The following is a 24,052-nucleotide window of genomic DNA, read 5'->3' on the forward strand; positions in this document are numbered from 1 at the left end:
CCCGATGCAAGGGGCGCGGGCGGCTTGAGACCATGACACCCATGCTCGAAGCCGCCGACCTCACTCCGACCATCCGCCGGCGCACGGCGCCCCCGCCCACCTGGCTCGTGGTGGCCCTCGCCTGCGCCGGCCAGTTCCTCGTCGTGCTGGACGTGTCCGTCGTGAACGTGGCCCTGCCGTCGATGCGGACCGACCTCGGGCTGAGCGAGGCCGGGTTGCAGTGGGTGGTGAACGCCTACGCCATCGCCTTCGCCGGGTTCATGCTGCTGGGCGGCCGGGCCGGCGACCTGTACGGGCGCAAGAGCATGTTCCTGGTCGGGCTCGGTCTGTTCACGCTGGCCTCGCTGGGCGGTGGGCTGGCCCACGAGGGCTGGCAGCTGCTGCTCGCGCGGGCCGTCCAGGGGCTGGGCGCGGCCGTGCTGGCACCGTCCACGCTGACGCTGCTGACGTCGGCGGTGCCCGAGGGAGCGGCGCGGGCGCGGGCCATAGCCACGTGGACGGCGGTCGGCGCGGGCGGCGGCGCGGCGGGCGGCCTGGTCGGCGGGGTCCTGGTGCAGGGCCTGTCGTGGCGGTGGGTGCTGCTGATCAACGTGCCGGTCGGCGCGGTGGTGCTGGCCGCGTCCGTACGCTGGCTGGTGGAGAGCAGGGCCGAGGGCGGGCGGCGGCTCGACCTGCCGGGCGCGCTGCTGGTGACGGCGGGGCTGGCGACGCTGGCGTACGGCATCTCGCAGACCGAGGCCGAGGGCTGGACGGCGGCGGCCACCGTGGTGCCGCTGCTCGCCGGACTGGCGCTCGTCGCGCTGTTCCTCTGCGTCGAGGCGCGCACGGCCGCCCCGCTGATGCCGCTCGGGCTGCTGCGGCTGCGCTCGGTGGCGTCGGCGAACGCGGCGATGCTGGTCTCCGGTTCGGCGATGTTCTGCATGTGGTTCTTCATGACGCTGTACGCCCAGAACGTGCTCGGCTACTCGCCGCTGGACGCCGGACTCGCCCTGGTCCCCAGCTCGCTGGCCGTCGTCCTCGGCTCCAAGCTGGCGCCGCTCCTGATGCGGGGGGCGGGTCCGCGCAACGTCGCCGTGCTCGGGACGCTGGTCGCGGCGGCCGGGTTCGCCTGGCAGTCGACGATGCGGGCAGACGGGGCGTACCTGACGGCGATCATGATCCCGGGCGTGCTGATGATGCTGGGCGCGGGCCTGGCGGCGACCCCGCTCGCCGCGCTGGCCACCTCCGCTGCGGCCCCCGGGGACGCCGGCCTGGTCTCCGGGCTGATCAACACCTCGCGCACGATGGGCGGTTCGCTGGGCCTCGCGATCATGTCCACCATCGCGGCGGCCCGCACGGCCGACCGCACCACCCCGGAGGCCCTCACGGAGGGCTACGCCCTGGTCTTCCGCACGGCGACAGCGGTGCTGCTCGTGGCGGCCCTGCTGATGCTGGCGTGGCTGCCACGGCGACGGTCGGCCCGGCAAGCGGACGGGCCCCGGAAGGCGGGATAGAGGCAGGAGGGGCCGGGCTCAGGCGGCGGCTCGGGCGGCGGCCCGGCCGGGGCGGGCCGGGCCGCCGACGGGCCGCGCCTGTCGGGCGGGGTCGGGCCCGAAGAGCGGGCCGGGCCGGAGGGCAGGCCGGGCTGTCGGGCGGGCCGGCCCAGGGAGTGGGTCGGTCCCGGGCGTGGGTCGGGGACGGACGGGCGGCCCGTGCCCGGGCAGCGGCCGGCGCACGAGCCTGGGGGCGCCGGGTGGAGTGGGCGTGGCGGGTCTCGGAGGGTGGGACGCACCGGCACCGGCAGGTGGAGCGAGTGCGGGGCGTTCTGCCGGGGGCTCCGCGGCCAGCCTTGCCGGCGGGTCTGGAGGCCGGCGGTCCGTGCCCGACGCGGGTCTCGGAGGGTGGGACGCACCGGCAGGTGGAGCGAGTGCGGGGCGTCCTGCCGGGGGCTCCGCAGCCAGCCTTGCCGGCGGGTCTGGAGGTCGGCGGTCCGTGCCCGACGCGGGTCTCGGAGGGTGGGACGCACCGGTAGGCGGAGCGAGTGCGGGGCGTCCTGCCGGCGGCGGCTCTACAGCCAGCCCTGTTGGCGGGCCGCGCGTACGGCTTCTGTGCGGTTGCGGGTGCCGGTCTTGCCGATCGCGGAGGAGAGGTAGTTGCGGACGGTGGACTCCGACAGGTGGAGTCTGCCCGCGACGTCGGCGACCGTCGCCCCGTCCGCGGACGCCTTGAGGACATCGCACTCCCGGGCGGTGAGCGGATTCGGTCCGGCGCTCAGGGCGGCCGCCGCGAGGGCCGGGTCGACCACCGTCTCGCCGCTGAGCACGCGGCGGATCGCGGCGGCCAGTTCCTCCACCGGCCCGTCCTTGACCAGGAAGCCCGCGGCGCCCGCCTCCATGGCCCGGCGCAGATAGCCGGGCCGGCCGAAGGTCGTCAGGATGAGCACCCGGCAGTCCGGCGCCTGCTCGCGCAGCTCGGCGGCGGCGTCCAGGCCGCTCATCCCGGGCAGTTCGATGTCCAGCAGGGCCACGTCGGGCCGGTGGACCAGGGCCGCGTCCACGATCGCGTCGCCCGCCGAGACCTGGGCGACGACCTCCATGTCCTCCTCCATGCCGAGCAGCAGGGCGAGCGCGCCCCGCATCATTCCCTGGTCCTCCGCGAGCAGCACGCGGACGGACTTGGCGGGCCGGTGGTCCCGGGGCATCTCGTTCACGGCTCAAGAGTAGGAAGGACGGTCAACCCGCTCCCGGCACCACAGCCGTGGCCGAGTCCGTGGCCGAGTCCGTGGGCGAAAAGGCCGCCGCCGAGAGTTCCTCCGCGTCCCTGGGGAGCTCCGCGGTGACCGTGAAGCCGCGCGGCGACGGACCCGCCCACAAGGAGCCGCCCGCCGTCGCCAGGCGCTCGGTCAGGCCCTTCAGACCGGTGCCGCCGACGCCCTCCACGGCCGGCTGGGCGGACGTGCCGTCGCCGTTGTCGGCGACCGTGAGCAGGACACGCTCGTCCGTGCCGGCCACGGTGATCTCGCAGCGGCTCGCCCCACTGTGCCGTACGGCGTTGGTGACCGCCTCCCGCACCACCCAGCCCAGCAGCGCCTCGGTCTGCGGGGTCAGCGGCGGACCCGAGCGGCGTACGACGGGCTCGATGCCGGCGGCCGTCAGCGCCGAGCGGGCACGGTCCAGCTCCGTGCTGAGGCTGCCCTCGCGGTAGCCGGTGACCGCCTCACGGATCTCGGTCAGCGCCTGACGGCCCACCGACTCGATGTCGGTGATCTGCGTCAGTGCCGCACCCATGTCGCGGGGCGCCAGACGGCGGGCCGCCTCCGACTTCACCACGATCACCGACAGGGTGTGGCCGAGCAGGTCGTGCAGGTCACGCGAGAAGCGCAGCCGCTCCTCCTCCACCGCCCGGCGGGCCAGCTCCTCACGCGCCGCGCGCAGCTCCCGCACGGCCTCGCTCAGACTCAGGATCGCCGCCGTCACCATGGTGGACAGGAACGTGGCGTAGGCGATGTTGATCCCGTCCCAGCCGTCGTGGACGGCCGAGACCGACCCGGCGAACACCGACAGCAGCACACCCGTCCTCCCCAGCCAGGGGCCGCGCAGGATCGCGCCCGTGGCCAGGCCCAGCAGCGGGAAGAACAGCAGCCAGCTGCCGCCGTAGCCGAGCGCGAGCCCGGTGGTCACCAGGCCCATCAGCAGCAGTGCGACCCGGGTGGAGACCGCCTCGCGCCGCTCCCTGTCGAAGGCGCGGAAGACGATGTGGATGTACAGGGAGTTGAAGGCGAGCAGGCCGACTCCACCGATCCACGGATTGGGGGTCTTGCCCTGGAGGATGTTCGACAGTGAGCCCAGCCCCATCAGCAGCCACGGCAGCAGCGAGAAGCCGGTGGGCGGCGGGCCGGGGGTGTCCGGCACCTTCCCGGCCCGCCGCCAGGTTCTCCAGTCCGCCTTGATCCGCTCCTTGTTCTCCTGCCAGTGCCGTCGCGCCTCCCGCGCCTCCCGGACGCCGTCCCGCACCGACGCGATGTGGCAGGTCACCCTGCTCGGCCACCTCATGTCCCTCTTCCCCCGATCGTCCTCCGGCTTCCCCCGGATCCTCCTGCGGACCTCCCCCGGAAATTCCCCGCCCACGACGCTACGGGCCCGGGGGCACCCCCGGGCAGATGCGGTTGTCCGGACTCGGGTAGGACAAATGTCACGGCCGGCCACGGCAGAACACGGCCGACCGCCCCGACGCCCCGCCAGGAGCCCCATGCCCATCGACGCCGCCAAGGCGCTCTCCGCCGCCCCCCGGACCGACACGATCGCCTGGACCGCCAAGGACGTCCAGCTCTACCACCTCGGCATCGGCGCGGGCGTCCCCGCCACCGACCCCGGCGAGCTGCGCTACACCCTGGAGTCCCGGCTGCACGTCCTGCCGAGCTTCGCCACCGTCGCCGGCGCGGGCCTGCCCGGCGTGATCCGTGCCCTGTCCGTGCCCGGGGTCGAGGTCGACCTCGCCCAGGTCCTGCACGGCGGCCAGAGCCTCGTGGTCCACCGGACCGTCCCCGCACGGGGCAACGCGACCGCCACCGCCCGCGTCACCGCGGTGTACGACAAGGGCACGGCGGCCCTCCTCGTCCTGCGCACCGAGGCTGCCGACGCCGACGGCCCGCTGTGGACGGACGAGGCCCGGATCTTCGTACGGGGAGAGGGCGGCTGGGGCGGCGACCGCGGGCCCTCCGCCCGGACCCGGGGCGAGGCGCCCGCAGGTGAGCCGGACCGCACCGTCGAGCGACGGACCCGCGAGGACCAGGCCCTCCTCTACCGGCTCAGCGGCGACGACAACCCGCTGCACGCCGACCCCGCGTTCGCCCGGGCCGCCGGGTTCGACCGGCCCGTCCTGCACGGACTGTGCACCTACGGCATGACGCTCAAGGCGGTCGTCGACACGCTGCTCGACGGCGATGTCACCCGCGTGCGCTCCTACGCCACCCGTTTCGCCAGGGTGGTGTACCCGGGCGAGACCCTGCGCATCCGCATGTGGCGGCAGGGGAGCGGCGGGGTCCGGGTGGCGGTGACCGCCGTCGAGCGGGGCGAGGCACCGGTGCTGGCCGACACGGCCGTCGAACTCTCCTGAACCCCGATGGATACGGAGCGGCCCCGTCCTTCGCGGAAAGGACGGGGCCGCTCGTCGTTCTCTGCGCGCTGTGCGCCGTGCGTGCCGTCAGGCCGCCACTTCGGTCTGCTCCTGCGCCGGCTTGCGGTGCCGGCCGCTGGGGGCCGTCTCGCCGTCGTGGGAGGAGACCGGGCCGCGGTGCTTGCCGTGTCCCCCGGACCGGGGAGCCTCGGCGGAGGGCGGCTGGGTCGTGCTGGCGTCGCTCATCTGAACAATTCACCCCGTCAACATCATCTTTCGTACAGCCGGGCGAGTGTAACCGGTACACCTCGGGCGAAATCCAGGCGGCCACGCCAACCGGCACGACTTCGTTACCTGGTCGCCATACGGCCTGTCAGCCGGTCGCCATCCGGCCTGTGAGCGCGGCCTGTTGCAGCGGTACGGGGCGGGCCGCGGCGGACGCCGGAGATTCCGTTTCCGGGGCCTCGGCGTGGGGCGGCCGCGGCACCTCGTCCGTCGAGGAGGGCAGCGGAAGCGAGAGGGGGAGCGGGACCCGCGGGGGAGCCGGGGGCGGCGTCCGCGGGGGATTGTGCGGTGTCTGCGGTGCCTGCGGTGTCTCCGGAGCCGGCGCGGTCCGCGGTGCCCGCTGAGTCCCTGCTGTCTGCGCCGGCTGCGCCACGTGTGACGACTCCTGAGCCGGGTGCGCCGCGCCCTCGGGGGCCGCCGGACGGGCGGCCCGGGGTCCAGGCCGGTGGGCTTCTTCCTGCCGTTCGGGCCGGTGGGCCTCCCGAGGCCCCGGCAAGCGGGCCGCCGCGGGCGCCGCCGGCTCCCGTACCGTCGCTTGCCCGTGTGCCGCCGTCGGCTCCTGCATCGCCGCCTGCCCGCCTGCCTCCGCCGCCGCCGTCCACCGCGCCACCCCGCACGGCACCGCCGCCGTGGCGTACGGCAGCCGCAGCACGCCGTCCTCCGTCCACAGCCCGGCGCCCGCCAGCCACCCCTCGGGCGCGGGCAGATGACGTACCGCGCGCTCGGTGGGCCGCCACACGCCGATCCAGCTGCCGAACGGGCCCTGGCAGTGCAGCGCCACCGCGCACTGCTCCGGCGTCAGCACCTGCCCCGGCTGGATCGCGAACGGCGTCATCGCGCAGTCCGACGACATCAGCAGGCACTCCGGGAAGCGCACCGGCAGGGTGCTGCCGAGCACCCCCCAGCCGAGCCGTTCCCGCCCGGGCGAGGCCGCGTCCGAGCCGATCAGCAGCAGCCCGCTGTCGGGGTCGGCGAGCAGCAGCCGGTCGTCGCTGCCGGGAGTGATCTGCAGCAGCGGCGACACCGCGCCGCCGTCGACCAGGTCCACCACGACCGTCTTGGTGCGCCCGCCGGCCCGCCGGTCCAGCGCCAGCATCCGTCCCGTGCGGTCCAGCCAGACCCCGCCCGAGCAGTGGCCCGGCACCTCGGCCAGCAACTCGGGACCGAAGCTGCCGCCCGCCACCAGCCACACCGCCGAGGAGCGCGATCCGGCGGCGAGGGCGTACGCCCGCTCGCCGCCGGGCGCCGGGGGCAGCAGGCGCAGCACGGTGCCCTCCGGGGACTCGACCGCGCCCAGCGGCAGTTCACCGGTGCCCGGGCCGGTCGGGTAGAGCAGCGAGAAGGTGTGCCGGCCGTCCACCAGCCGCCGGATGAGGACCCGGCCGTCGCCCATCGGCTGCACCTCCGTGCCGGGCTCCTCGGGCTGGTTGCCGGGCAGCGGCACCGCGTACGGCTCGGGACCGTCCAGGGTCCAGCGCTCCGGGTACCAGGACTCCCCGCTGTGGGTGAGCCGGGCGGCGTAGGCGCCGTCCACCGTGATCGCGCAGCCCGCTCGCGCCGCACCGCCGTCCTCGTCGGCCGCCGGCGGCGGGGGACCCTCCTGCTCGTGTGCTGCCGAGAGCCCCGGAGAGGCACAGAATGTCATCGTTCGGTCACCTCCTGTGAGGACGCTAGTTTTCGTACGCACAGACGGGAGACCGGCGGGCGGGGGCTTCACCCGGACGGGTGGCCCAGGAACGATTCGCCTGAGAAAAGCGGAACGTTTGTGCTGGGGCGTGTGCGACCCGGTTCAAACGGCTCGGTTCGCCTTCGGCCGGTGCGGCGGCATCGGTTCAGCCGCGGCGAACACCCAGGTAGCCTTGCACTCGTGCCCCGTCTGTCTGAAGTCATCGCCGCGCTGGAGAACCTGTGGCCCGCGGAGCGGGCCGAGTCCTGGGACGCGGTCGGCACCGTCGTGGGCGATCCCGGCCAGGAGGTCGGCCGGGTCCTGTTCGCCGTCGACCCGGTCCAGGAGATCGTCGACGAGGCGGTGAAGCTGGGCGCCGACCTGCTCGTCACCCACCACCCGCTCTATCTGCGCGGTACGACGACCGTGGCGGCCTCCACCTTCAAGGGCCGCGTGGTGCACACGCTGATCCGCAACGACATCGCCCTGCACGTGGCGCACACCAACGCCGACACCGCCGACCCGGGCGTGAGCGACGCCCTGGCCGGAGCGCTGGACCTCAGGGTCGTACGGCCCCTCGTGCCGGACGTCACCGACCCGGAGGGCCGCCGGGGCCTGGGCCGGATCTGCGAACTGGACCACCCGCTGACCGTCCGCGAGCTCGCCGCGCTCGCCGCCCGGTGCCTGCCCGCCACCGCGCAGGGCATCCGGGTGGCCGGCGAGCCCGAGGCCGTCGTCCGCACCCTCGCCGTCAGCGGCGGCTCCGGCGACAGCCTCTTCGACGCCGTACGGGCCGCGGGCGTCGACGCCTTCCTCACCGCTGACCTGCGCCATCACCCGGCCTCCGAGTTCGTCGCGGACCGCGCCGCCCACAGCCCCGTCGCGCTGCTCGACGCGGCGCACTGGGCCACCGAGTGGCCCTGGTGCGAGCTGGCCGCGGCTCAGCTCGACGAGATCTCCGACCGGCACGGATGGGAACTGCGCGTCCACGTCTCCAAGACGGTCACCGACCCCTGGACCGCCCACGCGGCGTCCACCGACACCACCGACGAATCCCTGGGAGCCCCCAACTGAACGCCGCGCCCGCCGACCAGATCCGACTCCTCGACGTCCAGGCCCTCGACGTCCGCCTGCAGCAGCTCGCGCACAAGCGGAAGTCCCTGCCGGAGCACGCCGAGATCGAGTCGCTGACGAAGGACCTCACACAGCTGCGCGACCTGCTCGTGGCCGCGCAGACCGAGGAGAGCGACTGCGCCCGCGAGCAGACCAAGGCCGAGCAGGACGTGGACCAGGTGCGCACCCGCGCCGCCCGCGACCAGCAGCGCCTGGACTCCGGCGCCGTCACCTCGCCCAAGGACCTGTCCAACCTCCAGCACGAGATCGCCTCCCTCGCCAAGCGCCAGGGTGACCTGGAGGACGTCGTCCTGGAGGTCATGGAGCGCCGCGAGTCCGCGCAGGAGCGGGTCGCCGAACTGACCGAGCGGGTCGCCTCCGTCCAGGCGAAGGCCGACGACGCCACCGCCCGCCGGGACGCGGCCCACGAGAAGCTCGACGGCGAGGCGGCCTCCGTCACGAAGGAACGCGAGGTCGTCGCCGGCTCCGTCCCCGCCGACCTGCTCAAGCTGTACGACAAGCTGCGCGAGCAGCAGGGCGGCATCGGCGCGGCCAAGCTGTACCAGCGCACCTGCCAGGGCTGCCGCCAGGAGCTCGCCATCACCGAGCTGAACGAGATCCGCTCCGCCGCCCCCGACACGGTCGTACGGTGCGAGAACTGCCGCCGCATCCTGGTGCGCACCGCCGAGTCCGGCCTGTAAGGGGCGGTCGGCGTGCGGGAGTCCGGTGTGCGGGAGTTCGTCGTCGAGGCCGACGGCGGGTCGCGGGGCAACCCGGGGCCCGCGGGCTACGGGGCGGTCGTGCGGGACGCGGCGACCGGCCAGGCCCTGTCGGAGGTCGCCGAGTACCTCGGCGTCGTCACCAACAACGTGGCCGAGTACCGGGGTCTGCTCGCCGGTCTGCGTGCCGCGCGGGCGCTGGACCCGGCGGCGACCGTGCACGTCCGCATGGACTCCAAGCTCGTCGTCGAGCAGATGACGGGCCGCTGGAAGATCAAGCACCCGGACCTGAAGCCGCTGGCCGCTGAGGCCGCCCGCGTCTTCCCGCCGGAGCGGGTGACGTACGAGTGGATCCCGCGCGAGCGGAACAAGCACGCCGACCGGCTCGCCAACGAGGCGATGGACGCGGGCGCGCGCGGCGAGCAGTGGTCGGCGTCGGCGTCCACGGCGGAGCCGGAGGCGCCCGCCGCCGGCACCACAGCCGGCACCGTCGCCGGCCCCGATGCCCTGGCCGCCGCCCGCGAGGCCGCCGACGTACGGGCCGCGCGCACCGCAGCCGCCGACGTACAGGCCGCAGGCTCCGCTGCCGGCGGTCGGGCCGCGCGGACCGTCGCCACCCCCGGCTGGGCGCCCGCCGACCTCGGCGCACCGGCCACCCTGGTGCTGCTGCGCCACGGCGAGACGCCGCTCACCCCGCAGAAGCGGTTCTCCGGCAGCGGCGGCACCGACCCCTCCCTCTCCGCCGTCGGCCGGGAGCAGGCCGAGAAGGCGGCCGTGGCGCTCGCCCGGCGCGGCACGATCCAGGCCGTCGTCTCCTCCCCGCTCGCCCGGACCCGCGAGACCGCCGCCGTCGTGGCCGCACGCCTCGGCCTGGACGTGACGGTCGACGAGGGTCTGCGCGAGACCGACTTCGGCGCCTGGGAAGGCCTCACCTTCGCCGAGGTGCGCGAACGGTACCCGGACGACCTCGACGCCTGGCTGGCCTCCGCCGACGCCGCACCCACCGGCGGCGGCGAGAGCTTCGCGGCGACCGCCACCCGGATCGCCGCCACCCGGGACAAGCTGGTCGCGGCCCACGCCGGCCGCACGGTCCTGCTCGTCACGCACGTCACGCCGATCAAGACGTTCGTCCGCCTCGCCCTCGGCGCCCCGCCGGAGTCCCTGTTCCGCATGGAGCTGTCGGCGGCATCGTTGTCGGCGGTGGCGTACTACGCCGACGGCAACGCCAGCGTGCGCCTCCTCAACGACACGTCCCACCTGCGCTGAGCACGGCGGCCTCCCGCGCCAGCCCCTCGATCCGGGACCAGTCCCGCGCGGCCACCGCGTCCGCCGGGACCATCCAACTGCCGCCGACGCAGCCGACGTTGGGCAGCGCCAGATAGCCGGGGGCGGTGTCCGGGCCGATCCCGCCCGTCGGGCAGAACCGGGCCTGCGGAAGCGGCCCGGCCAGGGACTTCAGATACCCCGTGCCGCCGGCCGCCTGCGCGGGGAAGAACTTCATCTCCCGCACCCCGCGCTCCAGCAGCGCCACGACCTCCGAGGCCGTCGACACCCCTGGCAGGTACGGCACCCCGGAGCCCGCCATGGCCTCCAGCAGCGCCTCCGTCCACCCCGGGCTGACCAGGAACCGAGCCCCGGCGGCCACGGACTCGGTCACCTGCCCCGGCGCGATCACGGTGCCGGCGCCGACGACCGCGCCGGGCACCTCCCCGGCGATCGCCCGGATCGCCTCCAGTGCGGCGGGCGTCCGCAGCGTCACCTCGATCGCGGGCAGCCCGCCGGCCACCAGCGCGCGAGCGAGCGGTACGGCGTCGGAGGCGTCCTGGAGAACGACGACGGGCACGACGGGGGCGAGGTCCAGCACGGAGGCAGGCGCAGCGGCAGAGGAAGCAGAGGGCATGTCCTCATCCTGCCGATGCGATGCAATGCACGCAAAGGTCATTGCATATGATGCAACGCGCGCCTGTGGCCCTCTCAGTGAACCTCGGTGACGATCACATCCAGCGCCCAAGCCTTCCCCGCCTTCGCGGGCGGCTCCGCCTCCACCACGAATCCGAGGTCACGCAGCGCCTCCACCAGCTCGGCGGGGTGCTTCGGGGCGGTCCCCTCGGTCAGCAGGCCGCGGACGATCCGCCCCTTGGTCGCCTTGTTGAAGTGGCTGACCACGGACCGCTTCTCGACCCCGTCCACGACCTGGGAGTGCAGCACGCGCACGGTCGCCGTCCGCGTGGCGACCTCGCCCTTCGGCTTCCAGGCGGCGGCGTAGGCGGCGGACCGCAGGTCCAGTACGAGCCCGTCCCCGGCGGCCTCCGGCAGCACCGAGGCCATCGGCGTGCGCCAGTACGCGCCCAGCGCGCCGAGCCCCGGCAGCTTCACGCCCATCGAGCACCGGTAGGGAGGAATCCGGTCGGTCACCCGCACGGCGCCCCACAACCCCGAGAAGACCAGCAGGGAGCGCGCGGCGCGCTGCTTGGCGGCGGTGTCGAGGGAGGACAGCCCGAGGGCGTCGTAGAGCACCCCGGTGTAGATCTCTCCGGCGGGCCGGGTGCCCGCGGTGCGCAGGGCGGCGTTCTTGGCGACCTCGCCGCGCAGCCCCTCGCTCAGCCCGAGCACCTCGCGCGCCTTGAGGTTCTCGTCGGGGTCCCCCGAGCACAGCTCGACCAACTCGCCGAGCACCGCCTCCCGGGCGGCGGTCAGCCCCGGCAGCGACAGCGACTCCGTCCTCAGCGGGGCGCCGCGGCCTGCGGAGGCCTTGCCTTCGGACGGGGGCAGCAGCACAAGCACGGGGTTTCTCCTTCAGCTCTTCATGGGGCTCCGCGCCAGCGTACTGAGGGTCTGCGCCAGCCGTTCGGCGTCCTCCGCGTGGAAGCGGATCACCCGCACGGCCCGGCGCCGGCCGAGGAGGGTGACATGGGTGACGGGGACGGAGAGTTCGAGGGTGAGCGAGGTCCGGGAGCCGACGGGGAGGTCCAGCTCGCCGTCGGTGCGCCGGCGCGTGGTCCGCCCCTCGCGGCGTACGGACGCGATCGCCTCCAGCGGAACACGCAGATCCACGTGGGCGGCCGACCGCAGGCGCAGGGTGTCCGCGGTCAGCAGGTGCGGCCGGAGCACACAGGCCGCGTGCACACCGACCACGAGGACGATCGTGCAGAGGCCGAGGAACGGCAGCACCGCGTGTGCGGCCGGCCAGTTCCGCAGCAGTACGGACATGGTCAGCGTCTCGATCCCGCACACCGACGCCAGCCCGGCCGTGACCGGCCCCCGCGCACGGGCGTACCCGAAGGCCTGTGCCCGCCCGCAGCCGGCGGCGGCGCGTTCCGTGATCCCCATGCGAGCAGTACAGACGTTGACGTTGCGGGAGGGTCAAGGCGGCGGTTCGCCGACTGACGGGCGTGGTGCTCCTGTGCCACGATCGAGGGAACGGTTCCCGATCTCGTGGACAGGTGATCTTGGGATGTCCGAGTCTGGCGAGCGACCGAAGGAGGGGCGCGACATGAGTGCCGTAGCGCATGAGCCCATCACGCCGGCCGAGGGACTGCTGGACATCTTCCTGTCCCTCGACACCCCGGAGGGCTTCCGGGCCGAACTGATCGAGGGGGAGATCGTCGTGACGCCGCCGCCGGACGGGGACCACGAGGACTACGTCAGCCAGATCGTGAAGCAGGTGATCAGGCGGTCCCGGACCGACATGGACTTCTCCGGGAACAAGGGCCTGAAACTGAAGAGCGGCGGTGACTGCCCGAAGGACCACGTGATCCCGGACGGCACCTTCGCCCCTGCGGCACTGCGCCTCTACCGTGGCGCCGACTCCTGGATGCCCTGCGAAGGCGTCGCCATGGTCCTGGAGGTGACCTCCACCAAACCCAGGGCCGACCGCGAGACCAAACGCCGCTGCTACGCCCGCGGCGGCATCCCGCTGTACCTGCTCGTCGACCGGGAGGCGTCATCGGTCACCCTGTTCAGCCAGCCGGAGAACGACGACTACCGCGGGGTGTGCACCCTACCCTTCGGCAAACCCCTCACCCTTCCCGAGCCGTTCGCCTTCGACCTGGAGACGACCGACTTCCTCTGACCCGTGCCGGGAGCGGCGCGCCCGGCGCGCCCGGTACCATGGTCGGCACGGCAGACGAGCCGGGCGGACGGCCGCGTGGAGTTCCCGCGAGGGGGCTTCCCGAGGAACGTCCGGGCTCCACAGGGCAGGGTGGTGGCTAACGGCCACCCGGGGTGACCCGCGGGACAGTGCCACAGAAAGCAGACCGCCCGGGGCTTCGGCCCCTGGTAAGGGTGAAACGGTGGTGTAAGAGACCACCAGTGCCCAGGGTGACCTGGGCAGCTAGGTAAACCCCACCCGGAGCAAGGTCAAGAGGGAACCCTCCGGGGTTCCTGCGCGGACGTTCGAGGGCTGCCCGCCCGAGTCCGCGGGTAGACCGCACGAGGCCGGCGGCAACGCCGGTCCTAGATGGATGGCCGTCGCCGGAGGGCCCGTGAGGACCCCCCGGAACAGAACCCGGCGTACAGCCCGACTCGTCTGCCTTATGGCCTTGACCTGGCGTTTTACCCGGTTCAGGGTCATTTTTGTTTTGGTCGGGAGCAGGTTCCCGCTCATCCCCGCCGCGATGCCGGCCCCGCCCACGCCTGGCGAATCGTCCACGAGGCCGGCGTAGGGCTCCTCGACGAGCCGGCGCGGGGCGCCATCGCGTGTCGTGTCCCAGGTCGGCGTCTGTCCGGAGACGGCCGGCCCGGTCGGTTCGGTGGCCTGCGGACCCTGGGGGTTCGGCCCGTACTCCTCGGCGCTCTCCCCGGTCATGACCACCTGGGAGGCCGCTCATGGATGTCCGGCACCGGAGGTGTCATGATCACGCGAGTGTCCGGCGCGGGTCCGGCTCGCAAGGAGGCAACATGCGGCTCTACGTCGGCATACCGGTCGTTCTGCTGGCGCTGCTCATCGCCGCCTCGGCCATAGCGGCGATCACTCACGGATGGGTGCTTCCCACGAACCGGAAACCCGTCCCCCGCCCGCGGCTCTACGGCTGGGGTCAGTTGGTCATTGCCATCGCCCTCTGCTGTCAGGCGGTCTTCGGGCTGATGACCGACGACCTCGACGCCCGGCAGTGGGGAACCCTGACCGGCAGCGTGCTCATGGTGACCGGCATCATCGTGATCGCGGTGAGTCAGCGCACGGCTGGTCATCGGCAAGGTGGTAGCGCTTGACCGGGGTCCTGGACCAGTCAGCCTCTGGTGGAACACGCTCACACCCCGAGGACCAGGCCGTACCCGAGGACCAGGCCGTACCCGAGGACCAGGCCGTACCCGAGGACCAGGCCGCACCCGATGACCGCGGTCCGCAAGATTCCCGCATCCCCGGAAGCCCTGCGGGCCGCCCTGACGGAGCTCGCCCCGCGGCGGCTCGCCGACCGGTGACCGGGCCGACCGGCTCGGCGACCTGCGGCTTCAAAGCCTGAGCAGGTTCCGTATCGTGAGCTGATGGGCGATGACACCTGGGCCGGCGGGCTGGCCGAACGGTTTGCCGGCGCGTACGGGACAGTCAAGGGATACGTGCGGACGTACGTGATGCACCAGCAGCTGCTGGAGCATCTGCCGCCGCCTCCGGCGTCCGTGCTCGATGTCGGCGGTGGTGCGGGGCATCAGTCGTTTCCGCTGGCCGAAGCCGGTTACGACGTGACACTGCTGGATCCGTCGCCGGCCATGCTGGACAAGGCCCGGCGGCGACTCGAGGGGCTGCCCCACGAGGTCCGGCGACGGGTGACGTTCGTGGAGGCCGACGGTGAGCACGCCGACCAGGCGGTGAACGGTCGGCGCTTCGACGCCGTGCTGTGCCATGGCGTGCTCGGGTACGTGGAGCAGCCGGAGCCGCTGATCGACCAGTTGTGCCGGTGCGCCGCCCCGGGCGGCATCGTCTCGGTCATGACGGGCAACGCCGAGACGACGGCGGTGCGCCCGGCCCTGGAACGGCGCTGGGACGACGCTCTGGCGGCGTTCGACACCAGATCCGGTGTCGGGGTGCTCGGAGTGCGGGCCCGGGCCGACACGGTCGAGGAACTCGGCGAGCTCCTGCGCGGCCGCGACGTGGAGCCGCTGCGCTGGTACGGGGTGTGGCTGTTCGTCGACTGGCTCGAGTTCAGCGGAGCCGAGCTGGACCCCCGCGACACGAAGCAGCTGGCGGCGACGGCCGCGGTCGAGCTGGAAGCCAGTCGACGAGACCCCTACCGCCGGCTCAGCCGCGTCTTTCACCTCGTGGGGCGCAAGGGTTCCGCCTCGTAGGACGGGGACGGGGTCAGGTGTTGAGGAGGACGGGGAAGGACTCGAGGTCGTTCTGGGTGAGGACGGGGAGGTTGCGGATCTCCTCCACGGGGACGGCGAGGGCCAGGCCGGGGAAGCGGTCGAAGAGGGCGGGGAGGGCGATCCGGGCCTCCAGGCGGGCGAGCGCCGCACCCGGGCAGATGTGCGGCCCGTGCCCGAAGCTCATGTGCCGGATCGGATCCGGCCTGGTGATGTCGAAGGCGTCGGCGTCCGGGCCGTGCTGCCCGGTGTCCCGCCCGATCGCACGGTAGGAGATGACCACCCCGTCGCCCTTGGCGATCAGCGTGCCGCCGATCTCGATGTCCTCGGTGGCGAACCGCATCAGCAGGTGGGTGGTCGGGGTGTCCCAGCGCAGGGTCTCCTCGATCACCGTCTCCCACGGAATCTCGCCGTCGAGGACCATGCGCAGCTGGTCGGGGTGGGTGAGCAGGGCGCGTACGGCGTTGAGGATCAGCCCGATGGTGGTCTCGTGGCCGGCCGCCACCATGGCCTTGAGGTTGCCCACCACCTCGTCCTCGGTGAGCGGTTCACCGCCCTCGTCGGCCAGGATGAGCGCGCTGGTGAGGTCGTCGGTGGGCCGGGCGGTCTTCTCCCGCACCATGGCGGTGAACAGGACGTCCATCTCCTCGATCACCGCCAGCCGCTCATCCTGCGGGGTGAGCATGGAGAAGAACGCCTTGTATATGCGGTGCAGCTTCGGGTGCTCGGCCGGGTCGACGCCCATCAGCACGCTCACCACGTTCAGCGGGAGCGGCAGGGCGAACCGGGTCTTCAGGTCCACCGGCCCGTCGGCGCCCGCTTCGGCCAGGTCGTCCAGGAGACGCCCGGTGATCTCCTCGACGAGCGGCGGCAGTTCGGCGACCCGGCGGGGGGTGACCGCCTGGGCGGTCTTGGTCCGCAGCCGCCGGTGCTCGGGGCCGTCCGCGGTGAACATGGAACGGCCTGTGTCGATCATGCCGATCAGCGGCCACTCCCGGGTGACCTCGCCGGTCTGCCACAGCCGCCAGACGTCGATGTCCTTGACCAGGCGAGGGTCGGTGAGCAGCTGCCGGGCCTCGGCGTGCCGGGTGACGGTCCAGGCCCGGGCGCCGAGCAGGTCGATGCGGGTGAGGGGCCCCGCGGCACGCAGCTGCCGGGTCTCACCCGCCAGGTCCCGCACCAGCGGGTCGATGACGAGGGCGTCCCCGGAGAAGGGGCATCCGCCGGCCGCCTGGTCCCCGGTGTGCTCGGCGGTGGTGTGCGGGCTGTTCAACGGTGGCCTCCAGTCGTGGGCACGGGGGTGAACCGTACGGGCAGCGCCGACATCCCGCGCAGAAAGGCGGACGGCCGGCGGGCCAGCGTCTGTGCGGGGACCGCCAGATCCAGGTCGGGCAGCCGGTCCAGCAGCACCTCGATCCCGGTACGGGCGATGACCTCGGCGATCTCCTGGGCCGGGAAGGGACAGCGGTACTCGCCGTAACTGAAGGCGAAATGCGCGCTGTTGCCCGTGTGCGGTCCGTCGGTCGCCCGCGGCCCGTGCTGCCGTACGGCAGGGTCGGCGTTGGCCCCAGCGAGGCCCAGCAGCAGCATGTCCCCGGTGCGGATGGCACGGCCGCCCAGCTGGGTGTCCCGGGCGGCCCAGCGTCCGGAGAGGATCTGGGTGGGGGTGTCCTCCCACAGGACCTCGTTCATGGCCTGCGCGACGCTGTGGCGGCCGCCGCCGAGGGAGGCGGCGAACCGGTCGTCGGTGAGCATGAGCCGTATCGAGTTGCCGAGCCAGTCGGCGGTGGGCAGGTGCCCGGCGGCCGTGACGGCCATCAGGTCGAGCATGTACTCCTGCTCGGTGAAGGGTTCCGGATGGGCGAGCATCCGCGAAGTCACATCGGCGCCCGGCTGTGCCCGTCTGGTCTCCACCAGGCGCTGTATGAGCTCGCCGAACCGCACATGGGCCTGCTGCGCGTCCGCTCCGCCGTCGGCGAGCGCGTTGAGCACCCGGGCCATCTCCGGACCGTCCTCGAAGGGGAATCCGATGATCCGGGCGAGCGCCAGCACCGGCAGCTGCACGGCGTACTCGGAGACCAGCTCGGCCGAGCCGCGGCCGCAGAAACCGTCGATCAGCTCGTCGGCCAACCGCTCGGTGATGCCGCGCAGTTCGAAGAGGTCGACGCCCTCCAGGGCCGGTACGGCCATCTCGCAGTGGCGGCGGTGCTCCGCGCCGACGGTGTAGTAGATGGACGGCTGGCGTTGGCCGACCATCGGCAGCAGCGGCCAGTCCGGGGGGATGTTCTCCCACTGGTTCCACAGGCCCACGTCCCGGGGAAAGAGCGCGGAGTCGCTGGTGACCTGGTGGAGTTCGCGGTAGCCGATGACCAGCCAGGCGGGGAACCCGCCGAGCTCCACGGGGACGACCGGGCCGTGCTCGCGGCGGATGTCCCGGTAGAGCCCCAGCGGGTCGGTGTGGAACCGGGGGCCGCTGAGCGGCACGGCGTCGGTGCCCGTGTGGGCCGGGCACCCCACGGGGGGCGCGGGGTGCGGCCGTCCGGCGGACGGCGCGTCGGGGGAGGGCGCGTCGGGGGAGGGCGCGTCGGGGGAGGGCGAGGTCGTCACGATGCGGTCTCCCGGGCGGAGGCGAGGGCCTGCAGATGCTCTACGAGCGTGATCAGCACGTTCTTGCTGGATGCGCGGGAGCGTGCGTCGCAGCCGACCAGGGGCACCCGCGGGTCCAGGTCGAGGGCGTCACGCAGCGCCTCCGGGGAGTGCCGCGGGCCGCCGAAGTCGTTGCGGGCCACGATGAACGGCGTTCCGTGGTGCTCCAGCCGGTCGATGGCGTACCAGGAGTCGGCCAGCCGCCGGGCGTCGACCAGGACCACCGCGCCGAGGGTGCCGGCGAACAGCCGGTCCCACAGGAACCAGAAGCGCTCCTGACCGGGCGCGCCGAACAGGTAGAGCACCGTCCGCCGGTCGAGGGAGATGCGCCCGAAGTCGAAGGCGACGGTCGTCGAGCTCTTGCCCGCCACGCCGCCGAGGTCGTCGACGCCCCGGCCGGCCTGGGTCATCGTCTCCTCGGTGCTCAGCGGGCGGATGTCGCTGACCGAACGCACCAGGGTGGTCTTGCCGACGCCGAAACCGCCCACGACGACGATCTTCAGTCCGTTGTCGGCGGTGCGGCTGAGCGGGGCGCGGGCCACCGGGGCGTCAGAGGTTGCGTAGTCCAACGAGCACCTGCTCCAGGAGGATCGGGTCGAGTAGTTGCGCCCGGGCGGGGGCGGTGCGCGGATGCCGGGCGGTGATCACACCCATGTCCAGCAGGTCGGCCAGGAGGATCCGCACGATGCTGACGGGCAGCCGCAGGTCCGCCGCGATCTCCACGACCGCGGTGGGCAGACGGCACATGCGCAGGATCGCGGCGTGCTCCGACTGCATGCCCGGGCGCGGCTCGGATTCGCTGACCACCAGGGTCACCAGGTCGAACTCGTGCCCGTCCGCCCGGCTGCGGCCCCCGGTCAGGGTGTACAGCCGGTCGGGGTCGTCGTCCCGGCCCGGGCGGCTCATGCCGCGCCGTCCCCGGCGGGCTGCCGCGGCGGAGCGCTGAGGTACTCCCCGAGCTGCTCGACCAGTTCGTGCATGTTGTGGCCGATCAGACCGGGCTCGGCGTCCTCGTCCGCGACGACCGCCACATGAGCCCCTTCGCCGGCCTCCACGATGAAGAGGATGCCGCCGTAGAACTCGGTCATCGACTGGCGCACCCCGCCGGTCCCGTCCCCGAACTCCACGGAGGCGCCGTGGGAGAGGCTCTGGATGCCGGCGGAGATCGCCGCGAGCTGGTCGGCCCGGTCCTCGGAGAGCTCGCGGGTGTGACAGAGCTTGAGCCCGTCACGGGACAGCACCAAGGCGTGCCTGGCCCCCGGCGTACGCTCCAACAGGCCCTCCAGCAGCCAGGTGAGCTCGGTCACCGCTGCGGCGGGTGCAGTCATCGGTCGTCCTCCGAGTGGGAAGCGGTAGCAGTGGAAGAGGGCCTGCCGTCGACCGGGTCCCCCGGCGCGGCTTCCACCGCGGGGCCCTGCCCGGTGACGGCTCGGCGGAACGCGCCGAGGCGGTGGGCGGAGGCGGCCGGCGTCGGGCGCGGTGCGCCGGCCGGCGCGGGCCGCCGCTCCGCCACGGGGATCCCTTCCGGGTGGGCGGCGGCGAGGGTGCGGCCGCGGCGCCGCTTGGGGAGGGCGCCGGCGTCGAGGGGCGTCGCGGCCGTGGGGTCCGCGGCGGTGAGATCTGCGGCGGTGGGGTCTGGCGCGGTGGGGCTTGCGGCCGTGGGGTCCGTGGTGGTCGGGTCCGTGGTGGTCGGGGCGGCGCCCGTGGGATCCGCGGCCGTGGCGTGCTCCGGGATGGGGCCCTTGGCGGACGGGAGTGCCACCGGCGTCGGCGGCGCGGAGGTCTTCGGGGCCGGCCGGGCCGGGACCGCGACCACCTCGGCCTCCGGCGTCCGGACGGCCTCCGGCGTCCGGACGGCCTCCGGCGCCCGGGCAGCCTCTGGTGCCCGAGCGGGCACCGGTTCCGGGCCGGGCTGGGGCCGGGTGATCAGATCCTGCGGCAGCAGGACGACGACACCGGTACCGCCGCTCGCCGAGGGCCGGAAGGAGACCGTCAGAGCGTGCTTGCGGGCGAGGCGCCCCACCACGGCGAGGCCGAGGCGGGTGCCGGACAGTTCGGCCAGGTCCTGCGAGGCCCCGCCGACGGAGTGCTCGGCCCGGCGAAGAGCGACGTCGCTCATCACCAGGCCGCTGTCCTCCACGGTGATCACGACGCCGGCCGGAACCTCCGAGACGTAGACGTGGACCTCGGTGGTGGGCGGCGAGAAGTTGCAGGCGTTGTCGAGGATCTCGGCCAGGGCGTGCATGACGCCCTCGGCGGCGTAGCCGGCGACCGCGACGTCGGTGATCGAGTGCAGCCGCACCCGCTGGTAGCCGGCGATCCGGCCCATGGCGCCGCGCAGCACCGATTCCATGACGATGGGCTTGGCCCAGCGGCGTCCGGAGCGGGCACCGGTGAGCACCGCGATGCTGTCGGCCAGCCGGCCGGCCTGGGCGGTGCGGTGGTCCAGGTGCAGCAGGTCGCCCAGGACATCGGGGTCGATGTGCCGGTGCTCCATCTCCCGCAGGTCCGCCAGCATGCCGGTGGCCAGCGCCTGCATCCGGCCGGCGACGTTGGCGCAGGCGGCGAGGGCCGCGGCCCGGCGGTTCTCGCTGCGGCCGAACTCCTCCGCCAGCCGGCGCAGCGCCCGCTGGTGGGCCGGGTCGGCCGGCTGGGGAACGGCGGCGAGCGCGGTCTCCCACGCGGAGCCGCCGCGCAACCGCTCCAGCAGCGCCGGTACGGTCTCGTCGGCGAACGCCCGCGCCGAAGCGGCCGCCTCGGTGGCCGCGGCCTCGGCCTGCCGCCGCGCACGGCCGGCCTGCTCGCGCTGGTGGACCGCGGTGGCCACGGCGGCGCAGAGCGCCAGGGCGGCCGTACCCGCTCCGATCGCCAGGGGAGTACGGAACGACGCGGGGGCGGAGGCCACCGCCCACACCACGACGGCCGCGGCCACGACCGCGGTGGCGAACAGCACCCGCGGGGTCCTGCGCGGCGAGGGACGCCCCGCCCGCGGGCCGGCCGCGTCTGTGTGCACTCTCATCGACTGGGTCCTCGGGGCCGTGACGGTTGCCGGTCGGTCGATGAACGACACAGGGAAGGTCGTGTTCTCGACAATTCGCGGTCATCATATGGGGAGTTGACGATTACCAGGGAGCGGAACCTGAGACGGTTGAGTCGCTGTGTGACCGAAAATGAACGGTGCGGTGACCGGCTTCTGTCGCCCAGTGAACGTCCCGACCCTCGGTCTCGCGACCCGCAGGGGTCCGTGCGAGCCGGCCGGGGTTGCTACGGCGACTGTCGCGGGGGCAGGCGGCGGACGCCGACAGACGTCCAGCGGCACGGAACAGGGGGCCGGGGGGAGGAGGCGTAGCCCGGTTGCCCACCTCGACCAAATGCCCTCGCACTGTCGTCATACGCGTATTACGATGGCTTCATGGCAAAGGCACGGATCAGTATCAGCTTGGAGCAGGACCAGGCCGAACGCATCAGGCAGCACGCGGAACGGGCGGGCATGGACGTCTCGGCATACCTGGTGCATGCCGCAACGCGCCAGATGGCTGAGAGCGATGCCATAGAGGAACAGTTCACCGAGGTGGACGCACTCATCGCCCGGGCGGAGCGGGCAGCGGACGGGCTGACCGCCGGACCCGCCCAGGAACCGGCCGCGGACTTGACGGAGCAGGAACGCCGCGAAGTCGAGGAGGCCCTGGGCCTCGTTCAGGGCCAGGACCGACAGCACGGCCGCCGTCCCGGACATGCCGCATGAGCGCACGGGTGCCGGTCTACGACACCGGCATGCTCATCGCGCTCGCCGACCGCAAGGCGAAGGCGGTCGCTCTCCACGAGGGATTGCGTACGGTCCCGCACCGGGCGCTGGTGCTCGGACCGGTCCTGGCCCAGGTGTGGCGCCCCCAGCCGGCGCTGGTGCACGCCCTGTCCGGCGTCCTGAGGGACTGCACCGTCCCTCAGGCCCGTACGTCCGAGCCGCCCATGCGCGAGACGAAGGCGGGCCGTCCGGAGTGTCTGGCCTGTGCGACGGGCCCGGACCCCGCGGACTGGCGGCGCATCGGCACCGCTCTGGGGCGGGCAGCCCTGCCGGTGAAGAAGCGGCCGGACGCCGTGGATGCCTGGGTGGCCCTGGCGGCGGCCCGGCACGGCAGCGCGGTGATCTTCACCACGGACCCGGGGGACATCCATGCCTACCTGGCGGTCCTCGCGCCGACGGATGTGCACGTGGTTGCCGTCTGACGCCCCGGAGGAGGTGCATCCCGAGGTGTCCTTCCGCGAGTTGGCCGGCGGGGCGCCCCTGGCCCACGCCAAGAAGACCTGGCCTGGCCAGAATCTGCGCCGCTCACTGCCGGCCGGGGCCGGGCTCGTGCTCCCGGACGAGCTCGGTGAGGCGGACCGCGTCCCCGCGGACGACGTCCTCGACGCCGCCGTCGCCGCGTGGTCCGCCCACCGGATCCCGCTCGGCATCGCGGGCCGGATTCCCGAGGTGCCGGAACCGGACGCGGACGGGCCGGCCGTGGAGATCCGGTACTGAGCGGGCTGACCGGTCGTCAGCTCGCTTGTGGGGGAAGGCGGAGGGCGTATGTGCGGCCGTCGACGCCCCACTCGCCGGACGGAGGTCTCTCGCCGGCATCGATCGCTCGGAGGACGGGGCGCCCGATGTGGGCGTAGACGAGGCGGCGTACGCCGTGGCGTGCGGCCTCTTCGGCGACGGCCTGGACGGTGGCATGGCCGCCGACGCCGCCGCGGAAGCGGATCGGCCGATTCCAGGCGGCGGCCTCGGCGAACATCAGGTCCGCGCCCGCCGCCCAGGCGGGGAACTCCAGGAACTCCGGGGCCCAGACGGCCAGGAGGCCTTCCGCCTCGATGCGGTAGCCGTAGGCGGGGTGGGAGGTGTGCACGACCGGACGGCAGCGGACCCGCAGGCCGCCGAGGTCGACGTCTCCGGCGCGCACCGGGACGTTCCGTTCGGCGGCGTGCCGTCGCAGCGCGGAGCGCAGTTCGGAGCGCTCGTCGGTGACCAGCCAGGCGTCGAGCCGGCCGGGCGGTGGCAGGGCGCCGGGCCCGCCGTCGAAGGCCACCCTGCGCCGGGCGTGGCGCAGCAGCAGTCCGGCGGGCGCGAACCGCGGCGAGTTCATCGCTCCCACGCCCAGCAGGGTCAGCCGAAGCCATCGGGTCATCGCATCACGCTCAGGGTTCATTCCGAGGCGGGGCCGGCCTGTCCTCCGGGTGCCCCGGCCGCTCCGAGCGAGCGCTCCCTGACTCTCGCCAGGTGGCGGTCGAAGACCTCCCGTGCGTCGGGGGTGAGGGTGCGCAGGGCCACCAGCGCCGTGATGACCACGTCGCACAGCTCGGACTGCACGTCCTCCCACGTGTGGGTGGTGCCCTTGCGCGGGTTCTGGCCCATCACGCCGATCACCGCCTGGGCGGCCTCCCCGACCTCCTCGGACAGCTTGAGCATCCTCAGCAGCAGGCCTTCCCGGCCGCCGTACGGCCCGTGCGCGTCGAGCCAGGTCCACAGGGCGTCGATGGAGGTCCAGAGGTCCGCGGGGGCCGCCACGGGGGTGGCCGTCGTGTCCTGATCGCTCATGGGCAGGCAGCCTGCCACGGCTCCGTCGCTCCCCGATCCGTCCGTCGGCGGCCGTGCATCGGTCACTCCTCGAACAGCGCCTCCTGCTGCCCCTCCTTCTGGCGCCGCAGGTGCCTGACGCGGGCGCCGATGACCACGGCCGTCGCCGCGGCCGTCATCGCGAACGACACCGGGACCATCCAGCCGCGGTTGACCGCGTGCCCGAGAGCGTGGTCCACGGAGAGGCGGCCGGGGCCGCTGATCGAGAGACCGGCGGCCGTCAGGCCCAGGGACGCCGCGTACTCGTAGCCGCCGCCCTGGGCGAAGAAGCCGCTCGGCGCGTGCACCGCCGCCGCCCCCGCCATCGCCCCGGCCGCCGCGGCGCCCGCCGCCGGGGTCGCAAGGCCCAGGGCCAGCAGCAGACCGCCGCCCGCCTCCGCCAGTCCCGCGGCCGTCGCGCTCGCCTTCCCCGGCCGGTAGCCGACGGACTCCATGAACTGCCCGGTCCCTGCCAGGCCGGCCCCGCCGAACCAGCCGAGCAGCTTCTGCGAGCCGTGCGCGGCCAGTACACCTCCCGTTCCCAGCCGGAGCAGCAGCAGGCCCACATCGCGTCGGTCGTAACAGGTCACGGTGACTCCAGACGGCTCCAGGGAGCAGGACTCGGGGTTCATT

At 73.6% G+C, this 24,052-nt stretch carries 27 protein-coding genes and 1 other RNA gene; 12 read left to right on the forward strand and 16 right to left on the reverse strand.

What is annotated here, in order from left to right; genetic code table 11:
• Positions 1–32 precede the first annotated feature (32 nt).
• Positions 33–1,493, forward strand: coding sequence for an MFS transporter (locus tag R2S09_RS23435; protein ID WP_316743033.1), 1,461 nt, complete (start codon positions 33–35; stop codon positions 1,491–1,493).
• Positions 1,494–2,047: 554 nt separating this feature from the next.
• Here the strand turns inward: R2S09_RS23435 and R2S09_RS23440 are convergent.
• Both R2S09_RS23440 and R2S09_RS23445 read right to left on the reverse strand, forming a co-directional pair.
• On the reverse strand, positions 2,048–2,680 hold the full coding sequence (locus R2S09_RS23440) for a response regulator transcription factor (protein WP_306189341.1): 633 nt from the start codon (positions 2,678–2,680) through the stop codon (positions 2,048–2,050).
• A 31-nt stretch (positions 2,681–2,711) separates the two neighbouring features.
• Positions 2,712–4,031 carry a sensor histidine kinase gene (locus tag R2S09_RS23445; RefSeq protein WP_316743034.1) on the reverse strand — a complete coding sequence of 440 codons (1,320 nt, stop codon included), beginning with the start codon at positions 4,029–4,031 and terminating at the stop codon, positions 2,712–2,714.
• Between the two features lie 196 nt (positions 4,032–4,227).
• On the opposite strand from R2S09_RS23445, the gene R2S09_RS23450 reads away from it, so the two are divergent.
• Complete coding sequence (locus R2S09_RS23450; protein WP_316743036.1) at positions 4,228–5,094, forward strand: MaoC/PaaZ C-terminal domain-containing protein; 867 nt, start codon at positions 4,228–4,230, stop codon at positions 5,092–5,094.
• A gap of 87 nt (positions 5,095–5,181) precedes the next feature.
• Here R2S09_RS23450 and R2S09_RS23455 read toward each other — a convergent pair whose 3' ends face one another.
• Together R2S09_RS23455 and R2S09_RS23460 are read right to left on the reverse strand one after the other, a co-directional pair.
• Positions 5,182–5,340 (reverse strand): hypothetical protein, encoded by a 159-nt coding sequence (locus R2S09_RS23455; protein WP_306189306.1) that lies wholly within the window; start codon positions 5,338–5,340, stop codon positions 5,182–5,184.
• A 127-nt stretch (positions 5,341–5,467) separates the two neighbouring features.
• On the reverse strand, positions 5,468–7,024 hold the full coding sequence (locus R2S09_RS23460) for a hypothetical protein (RefSeq protein ID WP_316743038.1): 1,557 nt from the start codon (positions 7,022–7,024) through the stop codon (positions 5,468–5,470).
• Positions 7,025–7,246: 222 nt separating this feature from the next.
• On the opposite strand from R2S09_RS23460, the gene R2S09_RS23465 reads away from it, so the two are divergent.
• Genes R2S09_RS23465 through R2S09_RS23475 form a run of 3 tightly spaced genes read left to right on the forward strand, consistent with a single transcriptional unit; the run spans position 7,247 to position 10,143 of the window.
• Positions 7,247–8,119 (forward strand): Nif3-like dinuclear metal center hexameric protein, encoded by an 873-nt coding sequence (locus R2S09_RS23465; RefSeq protein ID WP_306189304.1) that lies wholly within the window; start codon positions 7,247–7,249, stop codon positions 8,117–8,119.
• Positions 8,116–8,859, forward strand: a complete 744-nt coding sequence (locus tag R2S09_RS23470) for a C4-type zinc ribbon domain-containing protein (RefSeq protein WP_316743095.1) — start codon at positions 8,116–8,118, stop codon at positions 8,857–8,859. The genes R2S09_RS23465 and R2S09_RS23470 overlap by 4 nt, the downstream gene beginning before the upstream one ends.
• A gap of 27 nt (positions 8,860–8,886) precedes the next feature.
• Positions 8,887–10,143, forward strand: a complete 1,257-nt coding sequence (locus R2S09_RS23475; RefSeq protein WP_316743097.1) for a bifunctional RNase H/acid phosphatase — start codon at positions 8,887–8,889, stop codon at positions 10,141–10,143.
• Here R2S09_RS23475 and eda read toward each other — a convergent pair.
• From eda to R2S09_RS23490, 3 genes are all read right to left on the reverse strand, one after another.
• Positions 10,118–10,777, reverse strand: coding sequence for a bifunctional 4-hydroxy-2-oxoglutarate aldolase/2-dehydro-3-deoxy-phosphogluconate aldolase (gene eda / locus R2S09_RS23480; RefSeq protein ID WP_306189303.1), 660 nt, complete (start codon positions 10,775–10,777; stop codon positions 10,118–10,120). The genes R2S09_RS23475 and eda overlap by 26 nt on opposite strands.
• A gap of 74 nt (positions 10,778–10,851) precedes the next feature.
• Positions 10,852–11,661, reverse strand: coding sequence for a peroxide stress protein YaaA (gene yaaA / locus R2S09_RS23485; RefSeq protein WP_316743039.1), 810 nt, complete (start codon positions 11,659–11,661; stop codon positions 10,852–10,854).
• 12 nt (positions 11,662–11,673) lie between these two features.
• Positions 11,674–12,207, reverse strand: a complete 534-nt coding sequence (locus R2S09_RS23490) for a hypothetical protein (RefSeq protein ID WP_316743041.1) — start codon at positions 12,205–12,207, stop codon at positions 11,674–11,676.
• A 163-nt stretch (positions 12,208–12,370) separates the two neighbouring features.
• Between R2S09_RS23490 and R2S09_RS23495 the strand changes: the two genes are divergently transcribed.
• The 4 genes from R2S09_RS23495 (at position 12,371) to R2S09_RS23510 (ending at position 15,159) form a co-directional block, all read left to right on the forward strand.
• Positions 12,371–12,949, forward strand: a complete 579-nt coding sequence (locus R2S09_RS23495) for a Uma2 family endonuclease (protein ID WP_316743042.1) — start codon at positions 12,371–12,373, stop codon at positions 12,947–12,949.
• A 55-nt stretch (positions 12,950–13,004) separates the two neighbouring features.
• Positions 13,005–13,408, forward strand: an RNA gene (rnpB, locus tag R2S09_RS23500) — RNase P RNA component class A.
• Between the two features lie 368 nt (positions 13,409–13,776).
• On the forward strand, positions 13,777–14,088 hold the full coding sequence (locus tag R2S09_RS23505; RefSeq protein WP_316743045.1) for a hypothetical protein: 312 nt from the start codon (positions 13,777–13,779) through the stop codon (positions 14,086–14,088).
• A 273-nt stretch (positions 14,089–14,361) separates the two neighbouring features.
• Complete coding sequence (locus R2S09_RS23510) at positions 14,362–15,159, forward strand: bifunctional 2-polyprenyl-6-hydroxyphenol methylase/3-demethylubiquinol 3-O-methyltransferase UbiG (RefSeq protein WP_306189298.1); 798 nt, start codon at positions 14,362–14,364, stop codon at positions 15,157–15,159.
• Positions 15,160–15,172: 13 nt separating this feature from the next.
• Here R2S09_RS23510 and R2S09_RS23515 read toward each other — a convergent pair whose 3' ends face one another.
• The 6 genes from R2S09_RS23515 to R2S09_RS23540 form a co-directional block, all read right to left on the reverse strand.
• Entirely contained in the window at positions 15,173–16,450 is a 1,278-nt protein-coding gene (locus tag R2S09_RS23515) for a cytochrome P450 (protein WP_399144479.1), read from the reverse strand.
• Positions 16,447–17,694 (reverse strand): cytochrome P450, encoded by a 1,248-nt coding sequence (locus R2S09_RS23520; RefSeq protein WP_316743101.1) that lies wholly within the window; start codon positions 17,692–17,694, stop codon positions 16,447–16,449. The genes R2S09_RS23515 and R2S09_RS23520 overlap by 4 nt, the downstream gene beginning before the upstream one ends.
• Before the next feature lie 86 nt (positions 17,695–17,780).
• Positions 17,781–18,392: an ATP/GTP-binding protein gene (locus R2S09_RS23525; protein WP_316743047.1), complete on the reverse strand. Its 612-nt coding sequence runs from the start codon at positions 18,390–18,392 to the stop codon at positions 17,781–17,783.
• Entirely contained in the window at positions 18,373–18,729 is a 357-nt protein-coding gene (locus R2S09_RS23530) for a DUF742 domain-containing protein (RefSeq protein ID WP_306189295.1), read from the reverse strand. Before R2S09_RS23530 ends, R2S09_RS23525 begins: the two co-directional genes overlap by 20 nt.
• A complete protein-coding gene (locus R2S09_RS23535; RefSeq protein ID WP_306189294.1) occupies positions 18,726–19,151 on the reverse strand; it encodes a roadblock/LC7 domain-containing protein in 426 nt (141 codons plus the stop codon). Before R2S09_RS23535 ends, R2S09_RS23530 begins: the two co-directional genes overlap by 4 nt.
• Entirely contained in the window at positions 19,148–20,842 is a 1,695-nt protein-coding gene (locus R2S09_RS23540; RefSeq protein ID WP_316743050.1) for an ATP-binding protein, read from the reverse strand. The genes R2S09_RS23535 and R2S09_RS23540 overlap by 4 nt, the downstream gene beginning before the upstream one ends.
• Before the next feature lie 393 nt (positions 20,843–21,235).
• Between R2S09_RS23540 and R2S09_RS23545 the strand changes: the two genes are divergently transcribed.
• The 3 genes from R2S09_RS23545 to R2S09_RS23555 are packed head-to-tail and all read left to right on the forward strand — an operon-like array spanning position 21,236 to position 22,345.
• Positions 21,236–21,568, forward strand: a complete 333-nt coding sequence (locus tag R2S09_RS23545; protein ID WP_316743051.1) for a plasmid mobilization protein — start codon at positions 21,236–21,238, stop codon at positions 21,566–21,568.
• Positions 21,565–22,050 carry a hypothetical protein gene (locus R2S09_RS23550; RefSeq protein ID WP_316743052.1) on the forward strand — a complete coding sequence of 162 codons (486 nt, stop codon included), beginning with the start codon at positions 21,565–21,567 and terminating at the stop codon, positions 22,048–22,050. Before R2S09_RS23545 ends, R2S09_RS23550 begins: the two co-directional genes overlap by 4 nt.
• Complete coding sequence (locus R2S09_RS23555) at positions 22,040–22,345, forward strand: DUF429 domain-containing protein (protein ID WP_316743053.1); 306 nt, start codon at positions 22,040–22,042, stop codon at positions 22,343–22,345. Before R2S09_RS23550 ends, R2S09_RS23555 begins: the two co-directional genes overlap by 11 nt.
• 16 nt (positions 22,346–22,361) lie before the next feature.
• On the opposite strand, the gene R2S09_RS23560 is transcribed toward R2S09_RS23555, so the two are convergent.
• From R2S09_RS23560 to R2S09_RS23570, 3 genes are all read right to left on the reverse strand, one after another.
• Positions 22,362–22,991 (reverse strand): MBL fold metallo-hydrolase, encoded by a 630-nt coding sequence (locus tag R2S09_RS23560; protein ID WP_316743055.1) that lies wholly within the window; start codon positions 22,989–22,991, stop codon positions 22,362–22,364.
• Positions 22,992–23,008: 17 nt separating this feature from the next.
• On the reverse strand, positions 23,009–23,401 hold the full coding sequence (locus tag R2S09_RS23565) for a MazG-like family protein (protein ID WP_316743056.1): 393 nt from the start codon (positions 23,399–23,401) through the stop codon (positions 23,009–23,011).
• A 62-nt stretch (positions 23,402–23,463) separates the two neighbouring features.
• Entirely contained in the window at positions 23,464–24,009 is a 546-nt protein-coding gene (locus R2S09_RS23570) for a DoxX family membrane protein (RefSeq protein ID WP_306189287.1), read from the reverse strand.
• Between the last annotated feature and the right edge of the window lie 43 nt (positions 24,010–24,052).

It is taken from the genome of Streptomyces sp. MK7 (assembly GCF_032658145.1).
In the GTDB taxonomy this organism is placed as follows: Bacteria; Actinomycetota; Actinomycetes; order Streptomycetales; family Streptomycetaceae; genus Streptomyces; species Streptomyces spiralis.